15 protein-coding genes are annotated in these 12,894 nt (G+C 46.1%); 13 read left to right on the top strand and 2 right to left on the bottom strand.

Going from position 1 to position 12,894, the window contains the following annotated elements:
- The first annotated feature begins 16 nt into the window (after positions 1–16).
- The 11 genes from BTR1S_RS20550 to BTR1S_RS20600 all read left to right on the top strand — a co-directional run bounded on the left by BTR1S_RS20550 (position 17) and on the right by BTR1S_RS20600 (position 7,853).
- Positions 17–298, top strand: coding sequence for a CopG family ribbon-helix-helix protein (locus BTR1S_RS20550; protein WP_006638778.1), 282 nt, complete (start codon positions 17–19; stop codon positions 296–298).
- A 4-nt stretch (positions 299–302) separates the two neighbouring features.
- Positions 303–653 carry a type II toxin-antitoxin system endoribonuclease NdoA gene (gene ndoA / locus BTR1S_RS20555; protein ID WP_003179128.1) on the top strand — a complete coding sequence of 117 codons (351 nt, stop codon included), beginning with the start codon at positions 303–305 and terminating at the stop codon, positions 651–653.
- A 119-nt stretch (positions 654–772) separates the two neighbouring features.
- The gene (rsbRA, locus tag BTR1S_RS20560) at positions 773–1,600 is read left to right on the top strand and encodes an RsbT co-antagonist protein RsbRA (protein ID WP_006638779.1); all 828 of its coding nucleotides are present in this window, start codon (positions 773–775) and stop codon (positions 1,598–1,600) included.
- Positions 1,601–1,603: 3 nt separating this feature from the next.
- Positions 1,604–1,969 carry an STAS domain-containing protein gene (locus BTR1S_RS20565; RefSeq protein ID WP_006638780.1) on the top strand — a complete coding sequence of 122 codons (366 nt, stop codon included), beginning with the start codon at positions 1,604–1,606 and terminating at the stop codon, positions 1,967–1,969.
- Between the two features lie 2 nt (positions 1,970–1,971).
- Positions 1,972–2,373, top strand: coding sequence for an anti-sigma regulatory factor (locus BTR1S_RS20570; protein WP_006638781.1), 402 nt, complete (start codon positions 1,972–1,974; stop codon positions 2,371–2,373).
- 10 nt (positions 2,374–2,383) lie between these two features.
- Positions 2,384–3,391, top strand: a complete 1,008-nt coding sequence (locus BTR1S_RS20575) for a PP2C family protein-serine/threonine phosphatase (protein WP_006638782.1) — start codon at positions 2,384–2,386, stop codon at positions 3,389–3,391.
- A 58-nt stretch (positions 3,392–3,449) separates the two neighbouring features.
- The gene (locus BTR1S_RS20580) at positions 3,450–3,776 is read left to right on the top strand and encodes an anti-sigma factor antagonist (RefSeq protein ID WP_006638783.1); all 327 of its coding nucleotides are present in this window, start codon (positions 3,450–3,452) and stop codon (positions 3,774–3,776) included.
- Positions 3,776–4,258: an anti-sigma B factor RsbW gene (gene rsbW / locus BTR1S_RS20585; protein WP_006638784.1), complete on the top strand. Its 483-nt coding sequence runs from the start codon at positions 3,776–3,778 to the stop codon at positions 4,256–4,258. Before BTR1S_RS20580 ends, rsbW begins: the two co-directional genes overlap by 1 nt.
- Positions 4,224–5,015 (top strand): RNA polymerase sigma factor SigB, encoded by a 792-nt coding sequence (gene sigB / locus BTR1S_RS20590; protein WP_029418979.1) that lies wholly within the window; start codon positions 4,224–4,226, stop codon positions 5,013–5,015. Before rsbW ends, sigB begins: the two co-directional genes overlap by 35 nt.
- On the top strand, positions 5,012–5,611 hold the full coding sequence (locus tag BTR1S_RS20595; protein ID WP_006638786.1) for a PP2C family serine/threonine-protein phosphatase: 600 nt from the start codon (positions 5,012–5,014) through the stop codon (positions 5,609–5,611). Before sigB ends, BTR1S_RS20595 begins: the two co-directional genes overlap by 4 nt.
- 79 nt (positions 5,612–5,690) lie before the next feature.
- Complete coding sequence (locus tag BTR1S_RS20600) at positions 5,691–7,853, top strand: Tex family protein (RefSeq protein ID WP_029418980.1); 2,163 nt, start codon at positions 5,691–5,693, stop codon at positions 7,851–7,853.
- A 49-nt stretch (positions 7,854–7,902) separates the two neighbouring features.
- Here BTR1S_RS20600 and BTR1S_RS20605 read toward each other — a convergent pair whose 3' ends face one another.
- Complete coding sequence (locus tag BTR1S_RS20605; protein ID WP_029418981.1) at positions 7,903–8,460, bottom strand: TetR/AcrR family transcriptional regulator; 558 nt, start codon at positions 8,458–8,460, stop codon at positions 7,903–7,905.
- Between the two features lie 355 nt (positions 8,461–8,815).
- On the opposite strand from BTR1S_RS20605, the gene BTR1S_RS20610 reads away from it, so the two are divergent.
- Positions 8,816–11,935 carry an MMPL family transporter gene (locus tag BTR1S_RS20610; protein WP_029418982.1) on the top strand — a complete coding sequence of 1,040 codons (3,120 nt, stop codon included), beginning with the start codon at positions 8,816–8,818 and terminating at the stop codon, positions 11,933–11,935.
- 167 nt (positions 11,936–12,102) lie between these two features.
- On the opposite strand, the gene cmpA is transcribed toward BTR1S_RS20610, so the two are convergent.
- Positions 12,103–12,213, bottom strand: coding sequence for a cortex morphogenetic protein CmpA (gene cmpA / locus BTR1S_RS22270; RefSeq protein WP_006638790.1), 111 nt, complete (start codon positions 12,211–12,213; stop codon positions 12,103–12,105).
- 108 nt (positions 12,214–12,321) lie between these two features.
- Here cmpA and BTR1S_RS20615 point away from each other — a divergent pair, with 108 nt between their 5' ends.
- The gene (locus BTR1S_RS20615) at positions 12,322–12,780 is read left to right on the top strand and encodes a SprT family protein (protein WP_029418983.1); all 459 of its coding nucleotides are present in this window, start codon (positions 12,322–12,324) and stop codon (positions 12,778–12,780) included.
- Positions 12,781–12,894: the final 114 nt, after the last annotated feature.

Genomic DNA, 12,894 nt, shown 5'->3' on the forward strand with positions numbered 1-12,894 from the left:
GTGGAGGTGTATGTTTTTGTCTGAATCCAGCGCTACAACTGAAATTTTGATTCGCTTGCCAGAGGCTTTAGTATCAGAACTGGATGGTGTCGTCATGCAAGATAACGGGAGCAGAAATGAACTGATTTACCAAGCCACAAAAATGTATTTGCGTGAACGCAAAAATCGACAAATTCGAGAATCGATGAGACGCGGTTATATGGAGATGGCAAAGATCAATTTGAACATCTCTTCAGAGGCACAATTTGCAGAGTATGAGGCTGAAAACACAGTAGAGCGCTTAGTAAGCGGAGGATAATCATTTGATTGTTAAACGCGGCGATGTTTATTTTGCTGATCTATCTCCTGTTGTTGGCTCAGAACAAGGCGGGGTGCGCCCGGTTTTAGTGATTCAAAACAACATCGGCAATCGCTTCAGCCCAACTGCTATTGTTGCAGCCATAACAGCCCAAATACAGAAAGCAAAATTACCTACCCACGTCGAAATTGATGCGAAACGATATGGTTTTGAAAGAGATTCCGTTATATTGCTCGAACAAATCCGGACGATTGACAAGCAAAGATTAACGGACAAAATCACTCATCTCGATGATGAAATGATGGAAAAGGTCAATGAAGCCTTACAAATCAGTTTGGCACTTATCGATTTTTAAATAAGAGAACAAAGTTGCTCAAGAAGAAAGAGCAACTTTTTTTGTTTTCAAAATTGACAAACGATATAATGAAAATGTTAGGCAAAAAATTGTTACTGTATGTAGTTGGGGGGATAAACATGTCGAATCAATTGGTAGTAAAGTATATTTCGGAACATCAAAACGAGCTTGCCGAAAGCTTGGCGGATATTCTGAAAGAGTTGAATGGCACATTGTCAAACTCGAAACTGACCGAACAGATGTATCAGACGATCAGCAACGAATATATTCATATTTTAATGAATGGTTCGGGAGCTGAAGATGAGAAAGTCATCGACAATATTTATCAGTTTTCTTCCAAAGCCGTACAAATGGGTGTTCCTTTAAAGCTCCTGTCTTCAGGTTTATCAGCTTTTTGGAAGAACCTTTACTATGAAATGAACAAGGATCGCCCCGAAGATCAGCAGTGCTATGATCTGATTTGGGAAATCGACAAATTCATCGATCCGATTAACAGCGAAATTTTAAATCAGTACGCCATTTCCTGGGAAAAAACCGTCGCCATGCAGAAGGTCGCGCTGCAAGAGCTATCAGCGCCGCTCATTCCGGTTTTTGAAAATATTTCAGTGATGCCTCTTGTCGGAACGATCGATACCGAGCGGGCCAAAAAGATTATGGAAAATCTGCTGAACGGCGTCGTCAAGCACCGTTCTGAAGTCGTTTTAATCGATATTACGGGAGTCCCTGTTGTTGATACGATGGTTGCACACCATATCATCCAGGCCTCGGAAGCCGTCAGATTGGTAGGCGCCAAATGCCTGCTCGTCGGAATCCGTCCGGAAATCGCGCAGACGATTGTCAATTTAGGCATTGATTTAACACAGGTTATTACGAAAAATACCCTGCAAAAAGGAATTCAAACCGCACTGGAAATGACAGACCGAAAAATTGTTTCGTTGGAGGAATAAGTTTTGAGAGTGCCTAAAATTCCAATTTTAAAACTCTACAACTTTTTATTGGTTTCCATCCAGGTAGAGCTCGATGACCAAACCGCTCTAAATTTTCAAGAAGATTTGCTTAATAAAATTTATGAGACGGGATCGAACGGAGTGGTGATCGACCTGACCTCTGTCGACATCATCGATTCATTCATCGCCAAAGTGCTCGGCGATGTGATTACAATGTCAAAACTTATGGGGGCTAAAGTCGTCCTGACTGGCATACAGCCGGCTGTTGCGGTGACATTGATTGAACTCGGCATTTCATTGGACGAGATCGAGACAGCCCTCGATCTCGAAAAAGGGCTCGAGACATTGCAGCGGGAATTGGGGGAATAAGTATGAAAGACCAGTCCTGTGTAAAGATTTTGACAGAATGGGATATAGTAGCTGCCAGACAGCTCGGGCGAAATGTCGCAAAAGAACTTGGATTCGGCACAGTTGATCAGGCCAGAATCACGACGGCTATTTCGGAGTTGGCCCGGAATATCTATTTATATGCGGGAAAAGGCCAGATTTGTATTGAAGAGGTTGAAGAAAGGGGTAAAAAAGGGGTGAAAATCATTGCGGAAGATGAGGGGCCTGGGATAGCCGACATCCGCAAAGTCATGGAAGACGGTTTTTCAACCTCAGGGGGCCTCGGAGCCGGCCTGCCTGGAGTAAAGCGTCTGATGGACCAATTTGAGCTGAATTCAGACGCTGAAAAGGGAACGGAGATAAAAGCCGTAAAGTGGCTTCGGTAGGAGGGAAGGAATGGATTTCAGGGAAGTGATTGAGCAGCGCTATCGTCAGCTGCTTAGCCGTTATATATCTGATTTAACAGAGACGTCCTTATATCAGGGACAGAAATTCAGCAGAAAAACGATCGAGCATCAAGTGCCGCCGGAAGAAATCATCAGCATACACCGAAAAGTTCTGTCTGAATTGTATCCAGATCTTCCGGAAGATGTGTTCCATTCGCTCGACTTTTTAATTGAAGTAATGATTGGATACGGCTTGGCCTATCAAGAGCACCAGACACTCCGGGGCATTCAGCAGGAAATTAAATCCGAGATTGAAATTGCCGCAAATGTGCAGCAGACGCTCCTGGAAACGAAAATCCCGAAAGACGAAACGCTTGATATCGGGGCGATCAGCGTTCCGGCGAAGCAAATGAGCGGCGATTATTATCATTTTGTCCGGGATAAGAAATCGATCAATATCGCCATTGCGGATGTGATCGGAAAAGGGATACCGGCAGCATTATGCATGTCGATGATCAAATATGCGATGGATTCCCTGCCAGACTCGGGAACGCACCCTTCGCAAGTGCTGAAGAGTTTAAACAGGGTCGTCGAACAAAATGTGGACCCGAGCATGTTTATTACGATGTTCTACGGGAATTACCACTTGGAAAAACACCTATTTACGTTTGCATCTGCCGGTCATGAACCAGGCTTTTATTATAATTGCAGGGAAGACAAGTTCCGCGATTTAAAAGGAAAAGGGCTCGTTCTCGGCATATCATCGGATTATGAGTATGAACAATATGAGCAAAAGCTCGACATAGGCGATATGATTATCCTCTTTTCGGATGGAGTGACCGAGTGCAGAACAGAAACCGGATTTTTAGAACGATCAGACCTCCAAAACATGATCTCCGTACATATGGGAGAGCCTGCACAGCAAATGGCTGAAAATATTTACGACAGTCTGCTCAAGCTTCAGGATTTTCAGCTCCATGATGATTTCACCCTCATTGTTTTAAAAAGAAAGGTTTAACGTCTTTCTTTGCCGGGTAACAAAATCATAGTGATTAATGAGAATCAGAGGTGATATTGTGAATTTGGCAGTCGATACGAAAAAAAACGATCATGTGATAGAGGTAAATGTAGCGGGAGAAATTGATGTACACTCCGCTCCCGCATTGCGTGAACAGCTGATGCCGCTCGCCGAAGAAGGGAGAGACCTCAGAGTTTGTCTGGAAGATGTTTCATATATGGACAGCACGGGACTGGGTGTATTTGTAGCGATATATAAAGCCGTAAACAAAACAGGAGGTTCTTTAGTGCTTGAAAATCTGTCCGACCGTTTGATCCGTTTGTTTGATATCACAGGCTTAAAGGACATCATTGATATTTCTGGAAAGTCAGAGGGTGGATTATAATGCAGAGAGCAGTTGATTACATTGAAATGAGGTCACCTGCCAAACCGGAATATGTGGGGATCATTCGTTTGACCCTGTCGGGAATCGCGAGCAAGATGGGGTATTCGTACGATGATATCGAAGATTTGAAAATCGCAGTGAGCGAAGCTTGTACCAACGCCGTACAGCATGCTTATAAAGCGGATAAAGACGGAGAGGTATCCGTCAGATTCGGCGTTTTTGAAGACCGTCTCGAAATCGTTGTCGCGGACCAGGGCGACAGTTTTGATATAAAAGATAAGCAGAGGGGGCTCGGCCCGTACTCCCCGGAGCATACGGCAGAACAATTATCAGAAGGAGGGCTCGGCTTATATTTGATGGAGACGCTGATGGATGAAGTGAATGTGCAGATTGACTCAGGCGTGACCGTATCGATGACAAAGTTCTTAAACAGGGAGCGAGTTGATGATGGCACAACCGTCCAAAACTACGAAACTAACTAAAGATGAAGTGGATCGTCTGATTAAAGAATACCAGACCAGCCAGGATGAAGACGCTCAACTGACCCTTGTGAAATCGTACAGCAGTTTGGTCGAAACGCTGGCCAAAAAATATTCAAGGGGAAAAAGCTTCCATGAAGATCTCTGCCAAGTCGGAATGCTGGGCTTATTGGGAGCCATCAAGCGGTATGATCCTGAAGTGGGAAAATCGTTTGAGGCCTTTGCCATTCCAACCATCGTCGGGGAAATCAAGCGATTTCTCCGAGACAAAACATGGAGTGTCCACGTTCCAAGAAGGATCAAGGAATTGGGACCGAAGATCAAAATGGCGGTTGATCAATTAACCGCAGAAACCCAGCGTTCCCCGCGAGTCGACGAGATTGCCGATTTTCTTGGAGTGACAGAAGAGGAAGTCCTGGAAACGATGGAAATGGGCAAAAGCTATCAGGCGCTGTCCGTAGACCACAGCATCGAGGCGGATGCCGACGGCAGCACGGTGACAATCCTCGATATCGTCGGCTCCCAGGAAGAGGGCTATGAGAAAGTGAACCAGAAGCTGATGCTTGAAAGCGTATTGCACGTCCTGTCTGACCGTGAAAAGCAAATCATTGAGCTGACATACGTCCAAAATAAGAGCCAAAAGGAAACCGGGGACATCCTGGGTATATCGCAAATGCACGTATCAAGACTGCAGAGAAAAGCCGTTAAACGGCTGCGGGAAGCCTTGGCGGAAGATCCGTTTATGGAGATCAGGCGATGATCTGGACCGAGTCGAATGAACATATTCAAGCACTCGTTTATCAGCTGCCGAAAGAAGGAAAATCCGTCTGCGGAGACAGTTTTTATTTCAATGCGACGGACGAAGGAATGATATGTGCGCTGGCTGACGGACTCGGCAGCGGTTCAATGGCTCATGAATCTTCTTCAGCGATCAGCAGCATTGTCAAAGAGCACAGGGATGACGATGTCTCAAGTTTGATGGAACGCTGCAATCAAGCGTTGAAACAAAAAAGGGGTGCGACCGTTTCGATTTTAAAAGCCGATTTTAAAACGAGGACCATCGTCTACAGCTCTGTCGGCAATATCCGCTTTATTCTGTACGCTCCTTCAGACAAATACATTTACCCTCTTCCCGTCACGGGGTACTTATCTGGAAAACCGCAAACATATAAAACATTCACCTATACGTATGAAAAAGGATCTAGGTTTATCATTCATTCTGACGGACTCGCCGTTTCGTCTCTCCGCACGTATTTGAAGCATCACGTTACGCCCGAAGACATCTCCAATCAGCTCGAGGCGTACACAAAAATGGGAAATGACGATTTAACCTATATCATCGGACAGCTTTTTTAACGGAAAGCTGTCCTTTTGATATAGGTGTTTTTTAAAATCTTTTGGTACACTAAGAAGACAATATTCTTATGGAGGCACAATGGATACTTTAGCGTTAATCGTCAAACAAGTCGCAAAAGAGACCGGCCTGACAGCCAAACATGTCGGCAATGTGATTCAATTATTGGAGGATGGAAACACCGTCCCTTTTATCGCGAGATACCGCAAGGAACAAACAGGTTCCATGGATGAAGTGCAAATTCAAACGATTTCCGAACGCTGGGGATACATTCAGCACTTAAATCAGCGCAAAGAAGAAGTGATTCGGCTGATTGGCGAGCAGGACAAGCTGACGGACGAATTAAAGCGCAAAATTGAAAAAGCGGAGAAACTGCAGGAGGTCGAAGACTTATACCGGCCTTACAAGCAAAAACGAAAAACGAAGGCAACCATCGCCAAAAGCAGGGGGCTTGAGCCGCTGGCCGATTTCATTATCGCGCTTCCGCAGAACAAAGACATATTGGCCGAAGCCCGGCAGTACATAAATGAAGAAAAAGAAGTTTTCACGGCAGAAGAAGCGCTTGAAGGAGCGAAGAACATTCTGGCGGAACGGATTTCCGATGAACCGGAATACAGAAGATGGATCCGGCAAGAGACCTTTAAAAAAGGAACCTTAAAATCCGCGGTCAAGGATGAAGAAGCCGACGAAAAGAAAATTTATGAAATGTATTATGAATATGAAGAACCGATACAGAAAGTCGTTCCCCATCGGGTGCTCGCCGTCAACCGCGGCGAAAAAGAGGGCATTTTGAAGGTATCCGTCGAACCGCCGGCAGATCACATCCAGGCGTATTTGGAAAAACAAATCGTCAAACAGAAGCAGACGACGGCAAAAGACGTTCTGAAGGATGCAATAGAGGATGGATACAAACGTCTGATTCAGCCGTCCATCGAAAGAGAAATCAGAAAAGAACTGACAGAAAAAGCCGAAGATCAGGCGATTCACATTTTCGCCGAGAACCTGCGCAAGCTGCTGCTGCAGCCGCCAATGAAAGGAAAGCTCGTCCTCGGCGTCGACCCGGCATTCCGCACAGGCTGCAAGCTGGCAGTCGTGGATGAGACGGGAAAGATGCTCAAGATCGACGTCATATACCCGCACCCTCCCGTCAATAAGAAAAGCGCCGCCATCGAAAAAGTGAAACGCATCATCGAAGACTTTCAAATCGAGGTTATCGCAATCGGGAACGGAACGGCATCAAGAGAGACGGAACAGTTTATCGCTGATCTTTTGAAGAACATCGACAGAAAGGTGTACTATCTGATCGTCAATGAAGCGGGAGCCAGCGTCTATTCGGCATCAGAGCTTGCGAGGGAAGAATTCCCCGATCTGCAGGTTGAAGAACGGAGCGCCGTGTCGATCGCACGCAGACTCCAAGACCCGCTCGCCGAACTCGTCAAAATCGATCCCAAGTCGGTCGGTGTCGGCCAGTACCAGCACGATGTCAGCCAGAAAAAACTAAACGATTCGCTCCGCTTCGTCGTGGAAACCGTCGTCAACCAAGTCGGCGTCAACGTGAATACGGCGTCAGCCGCGCTCTTGCAATATGTGGCCGGGCTATCGAAAACAGTCGCGGCCAACATCGTCAAAAAACGGGATGAAATCGGAAAATTCACGAGCCGGAAAGAGCTGAAAGACATTCCGCGCCTGGGCGCGAAAACGTATGAGCAATGCATCGGCTTTTTAAGGGTGCCTGACGGCGATGAACCGCTCGACCGGACAGGCATCCACCCGGAGAGCTATAAAGAAACGAGAGAGCTCCTGAAAAAGCTCGGCCTGTCAACAGCCCAAATCGGCACAAGAGAGCTTCAGGACAAAATCAACGAATTGAATATTGCAGAAGCAGCTGAACAGCTGGGGATCGGGGAAATCACCCTGAAAGACATTTGCGCCCAGCTGACGAGGCCTGAGCGCGATCCGAGGGATGAAGTCCCTAAACCGCTCTTAAAAACCGATGTGCTTCAATTGGAGGACTTAAAAGAAGGGATGGAGCTGCAGGGGACAGTGAGGAACGTCGTTGACTTCGGGGCTTTTGTCGACATCGGCGTCAAACAAGACGGGCTCGTCCATATTTCCAAACTCAGCCATTCCTTCATCAAGCATCCACTCGACGTTGTGTCGGTCGGGGACATCGTCACCGTATGGGTGGAAGATGTCGACGCTGCAAAAGGAAGGGTCTCCTTATCGATGGTAAAAGATCGATAGGACTTGAAGTCAGCCCGCCGGAAGCTTTATTTTCCGGCGGGCTTATCTTTTACATCGCGATTTTCAACAGGATGCGGTGGACGACGCCTGCAATATGTGCCGGCGTCTGAACCATGCCGCCGTTGATCCACTCTTCAAAAATGCCGACCGCTCCGGATACTAGAAATGTAATTTCCATTTCATCGCATGCCATCTCATTACCTGATTGCTGCATCATGCTCAATTCTTCGAAAATCTTCTGCTTGAAAAAATCTTTAAATTTATTGATGGTCAAAATGTTTCCTTTCGGTTTCGTCAATAAAGTGAAGATCGCAGCGTTTTGATAAATATATTCGGTCGTTTTTTCGATGAAGGTGAGCAGATGGTGCGGATCTTCGCTCGGAAAATAATCATCGTAAAATTTCCCCAGCTGATCAAACAGCTCATTCTCGATTTGTTCATACAAATCAAAAACATCACGATAATGTAGATAAAAAGTCCCGCGTCCTAAATCAGCGCGCCTCGATAAATCAGAAACGGTAATTTTATTGATTTCTTTCTCATGGAGCAGCTTTAAAAAAGCCTCTTTAATCGCTCTCTTTGTTTTCATAGACCTTCTGTCCTCCATCGGTGACCTCCGTTTATAGACAAATTTACGTATGTTGTTCATTATTGAACATCTCAATCCCAATTGCCGATTGAACACCGCATTTGCCCCAAATTATAATGAACATGTGTTTATTAATCAATAGGTGTTTATCTTTTTCAACTCTTCAAATATCAACGGCCATCAGCCGATAAGTTAATCAAGCGCTTTAGCTGTTTTCCTGTAAAATGAATGATCTTTCACTTTCGCGAATAAAGTGGTGAAGTAATGAAAAACAGCGAGGACAAGGCTTGCCGGCGGTTTTTTCTGCCGTCTTTCTTAAAATACAAAGAAATCAATCTACCTGCACAGTTCATAGAGGAGGAATAAAACGTCAATGAGAATGATTATAAAGGCGAGATGGATCATTGCGGCGCTCTGGATTGCAATGGCCGCCGTCTTATTCATCACGGCGCCCGATATGGGGCAATTAACAAAGGAGAAGGGCCAGATAGCGGTTCCTGAAGGCTATCCGTCTTCTTACGCGAACAGGCTTCTTGAACAAATGTCAAAAGACGGGGATACGAACAAATCGATTGTCGTCGTATTTCAGGACAAACAGCTTCTGCCGAATCGGGAGGCGGCTTTAAAAAACGCGATCACTATTTTAGAAAAGGATTCCGCGCTTCACGTCTCAGATATCACATCGTACTTTGACGCGGATGAGGATATTCAAAAGCAGCTGTTGTCAAAGGATCGAACGACGCTGCTAGTGCCTGTCACATTTGATGCGAACAAAATCAGTGCGGCCGATTTTAAAGCAAAGGTCAATGAAAAGCTCAAAACTTTAAAGCTTGACTACGAGATGACCGGGCAGCCGCTCATCGATGATGATGTCATAACAAGCTCGCAGGAAGGCTTGAAGAAAACCGAATATATCACGGTCGGTTTTATTTTAATCGTGCTGATACTCGTATTCCGTTCTGCGGTTGCGCCTTTTGTTCCGCTTTTGGCGGTCGCACTTTCATACCTTGTGAGCCAGTCCGTTGTCGCCTATCTTGTTGAATACGCTGATTTTCCGCTGTCTACGTTTACGCAAATTTTCATGGTGGCGATCATGTTCGGAATCGGGACGGATTACTGCATTCTTCTTTTAAGCCGTTTTAAGGAAGAACTCGCCCACGGGAAAGACAAGTTTGAAGCCATCCTGACAACGTATAAAACGGCAGGAAAAACGGTTCTGTTCAGCGGAATTGCCGTTTTGATCGGTTTTACTTGCATCGGCTTTGCCGAATTCCAGCTTTATAAGTCCGCGGTCGCAGTAGCGGTAGGTGTCGCGGTCCTGATTTTGGCGCTTCTGACGATCGTGCCGTTTTTCATGGCTGTTTTGGGGAAAGTGCTGTTTTGGCCTGTAAGAGGAAATATCGGGCACCCGCAGTCAAAGCTATGGGAAACCGCCGGCCGTTTCGCTTTCAGCAAGCCGCTGATCAGCCTGTTGATCGTAGCAGCTGTGGCCGTTCCGCCGATCTTGATGTATAAAGGAACGCTTTCCTACAACAGCCTTGACGAAATCGGAGATCAATACGAATCCGTCAGCGCTTTTAACACCATTTCCGACAAGTTCGGGCCGGGGGAATCTTTGCCGGTCACGGTCGTGCTCAAAACATCGGATGCGCTCGATACCAATGACGGGCTGATCGCAATCGAAAAAATCAGCCGCGCCATTGAACAGACAAACGGCGTCAGCAAAGTTCGCAGTGCGACCCGTCCGGTCGGAAAAGGGCTGAGCGACCTGTATGTCAAAACACAGGCGAACGAGCTGAATAAAGGGCTTGAAAGCGGCAATAAAGGTCTGAAAAAGATTAAAGACGGGCTCGCTGAGGCGAGCAAGTCGATCACGGATCAAAAACCGCAAATCGAAGCGTCCGGAAAAGGAATCAACCAGCTGATCAAAGGAACAGAATCGATCCAAGCCGGAATCAGCGACGTTGAAGCCAATATGAGAAAGCTGAAGGACGGAACAGACCAAAGCAAAGAAGGCGTCGCCCAAGCGAAAAAAGAAATTCAAGCTGCGAAAAAACAGCTGATGGCGCAAGTCGGTCAATTAAATAGGCAAATCGAAACCTACAAAGAAATATCGAAAGTCTTGAAAGCGGCATTGTCACAAGCCGAAAATGCCCAAGGCATAACGGCTGACGTGCAAAAAATGATCGAGCAGACAAATCAAAATTTCAAAAATCTTGAAAGCGAAATTCCCGAAGTGAAGGAGAATCCTTCTTATTTAGCGATTAAAGGCTCTTACACAGAGCTTGCATCGGCAATCAAGCAAGGATCAAAGAAAGCGGCCGTTTACACGAAGCAGGCGGCAAACGCGAAAAAGCAGCTTGAAGCAGCAGATGCATTTATCGCAAAAGCGCAGGAAGAGCAAAAAGTGTACACAAGCAAAATCGATGCTCTGATCAACGGCCTCGGCCTAATCGAAAAAGGGCTTGAAGAGACATCGAAGGGGCAGGAACAGCTCGCCGAATCGCTGCCTAAGCTCGAATCAGGCGCAGGTGATGTCGCCGAAGGCCAAAAGCAGATGAAGGAAAAAGTCGGAGAATTCGCCGGCCAGCTCGATCAATTAACAAAAGGGCTGAATTCAAGCGTTGACGGCCTCGAAAACATTTCAAGCGGTCTGATGGGAGCGGGCGACTACCTGGATCAGCTGAAAAACGCATCAGATCAAGAAATGTCCGGCTGGTTTGTCCCTAAAGAAGTGCTGAAAAACAAGCAATTTCAGCAGGTGTTTAATTCCTATATGTCAGACGGCCGCCAGATCACGACGATCGATGTGATATTGGAAGGCAATCCGTACGGAAACGGAGCGATTGCCAATGTCAAAGACATTGAAGAATCTTTAAAACGGGTTCTTCCCGACACGCATTTGAAAGATGCATCGTTTGGCGTCGGCGGCGTTTCCAGCATCAACGCCGATCTGAAGCAGCTGTCAGACCAGGATTTCAGCAACACGGTGATCTATATGATGATCGGAATCTTCCTGATTCTCGTCCTGCTGTTCCGTTCAATCGTCATGCCGGTGTATTTGGTCGGATCGTTGATCTTGACGTACTTTGCATCAATCGGTGTAACCGAGTTTATTTTCACGGCGTTTTTCGGCTATCCCGGCCTCAACTGGGCGGTTCCTTTCTTTGGATTTGTGATTTTAATGGCGCTTGGGGTGGACTATTCGATCTTCTTGATGGAACGCTTTAACGAATACCGTGGAACGGATATTAAAACGGCAATGATCGAATCGATGAAGAATATGGGGTCCGTCATTATTTCAGCCGCAATCATCTTGGCGGGAACCTTTGCGGCGATGCTGCCGTCCGGCGTTTTATCGCTTCTGCAAATCGCCACCCTTGTACTGACGGGCCTCTTGCTGTATGCATTCGTCATGCTGCCGCTGTTCGTCCCTGTGATGGTTCGGATCTTCGGCTCAGCCAACTGGTTTCCGTTTAAAAGATCAGAATAAACGGCTCGTCCATCCGCATAAGAATCGTTCGCCCATGCTCCCCGAAATCGGGCGGTCAGCTCCATTTGGGGAGTAACGGGCGCCATTGTGTGAGATGATAAAAGGACCAGTGAAGGATGGTGAGGAAACAGAAGAAATTCCATTCGGGCTCCGATGAACACTGCTCATCAGCAGTGTTTTTTTCTGTAAAAATACCAGCATTGGTTCAGCAATTTAATCTGATAATGATCTTTCTCATAAAAAGCTTTTTGCATCTGGTTTTTGAGCCAATTCGGCATTGACAATCCCTCCTGAGGCTCTGATCATAGAGTGTGGATTCTTTTTTAGTTTATGCCGCCGGGAATTTGTCCCGTTCAATGTTTTTGAAAATGAGGTGAAGATAAGAAATGGACGAACAACAGCTGCAGCAGCTCACTGAACAGATTTCGCTCGCTTATTTTAAAAAGCCGTTCCGGCATAAGGCTTACTTCAACAACCGCCTGAAAACAACCGGGGGCAGATATTTATTGCACTCCCACGACATAGAGCTGAACAAAAAATATTTAGTGGAGCACGGCCAAAAAGAGCTTGAAGGGATCATCAAACATGAGCTGTGCCACTATCACCTTCACCTTGAAGGAAAAGGCTACAAACACCGTGACAAGGAATTTAGAATGCTTTTAAAGGAAGTCGGCGCCCCGAGGTTCTGCACCCCGCTCAGCTCGAAAAAACAAACGAGAAAAACCCGCACGTACAGATGTACGGAATGCGGCCAAACTTTTATAAGAAAGCGCGCAATGGATACAAAACGCTATGTCTGCGGCAAATGCGGAGGAAAAATAAAAGAAATAATAAAAAAGGGTTGACTGATCGGGCTTATATATGATAAATTATAAAAGCCGTCGCAAGACAGGCAGTAAAACAAATTGTTTTTCTTGACACAATTTGTCGTCATATTTATAATGAAGTGAGTCTGATTG

It is taken from the genome of Bacillus sonorensis NBRC 101234 = KCTC 13918 (assembly GCF_001592005.1).
GTDB classification, from domain to species: domain Bacteria; phylum Bacillota; class Bacilli; order Bacillales; family Bacillaceae; genus Bacillus; species Bacillus sonorensis.

Bases quoted from the DNA above. Each gene is read 5' to 3' on its own strand.
- rsbRA (WP_006638779.1), top strand. From the start codon at position 773: ATGTCGAATCAATTGGTAGTAAAGTATATTTCGGAACATCAAAACGAG.
- BTR1S_RS20570 (WP_006638781.1), top strand. From the start codon at position 1,972: ATGAAAGACCAGTCCTGTGTAAAGATTTTGACAGAATGGGATATAGTA.
- BTR1S_RS20575 (WP_006638782.1), top strand. From the start codon at position 2,384: ATGGATTTCAGGGAAGTGATTGAGCAGCGCTATCGTCAGCTGCTTAGC.
- rsbW (WP_006638784.1), top strand. From the start codon at position 3,776: ATGCAGAGAGCAGTTGATTACATTGAAATGAGGTCACCTGCCAAACCG.
- sigB (WP_029418979.1), top strand. From the start codon at position 4,224: ATGGCACAACCGTCCAAAACTACGAAACTAACTAAAGATGAAGTGGAT.
- BTR1S_RS20595 (WP_006638786.1), top strand. From the start codon at position 5,012: ATGATCTGGACCGAGTCGAATGAACATATTCAAGCACTCGTTTATCAG.
- BTR1S_RS20600 (WP_029418980.1), top strand. From the start codon at position 5,691: ATGGATACTTTAGCGTTAATCGTCAAACAAGTCGCAAAAGAGACCGGC.
- BTR1S_RS20605 (WP_029418981.1), bottom strand. From the start codon at position 8,460: ATGGAGGACAGAAGGTCTATGAAAACAAAGAGAGCGATTAAAGAGGCT.
- BTR1S_RS20610 (WP_029418982.1), top strand. From the start codon at position 8,816: ATGAGAATGATTATAAAGGCGAGATGGATCATTGCGGCGCTCTGGATT.
- cmpA (WP_006638790.1), bottom strand. From the start codon at position 12,213: ATGCCGAATTGGCTCAAAAACCAGATGCAAAAAGCTTTTTATGAGAAA.
- BTR1S_RS20615 (WP_029418983.1), top strand. From the start codon at position 12,322: ATGGACGAACAACAGCTGCAGCAGCTCACTGAACAGATTTCGCTCGCT.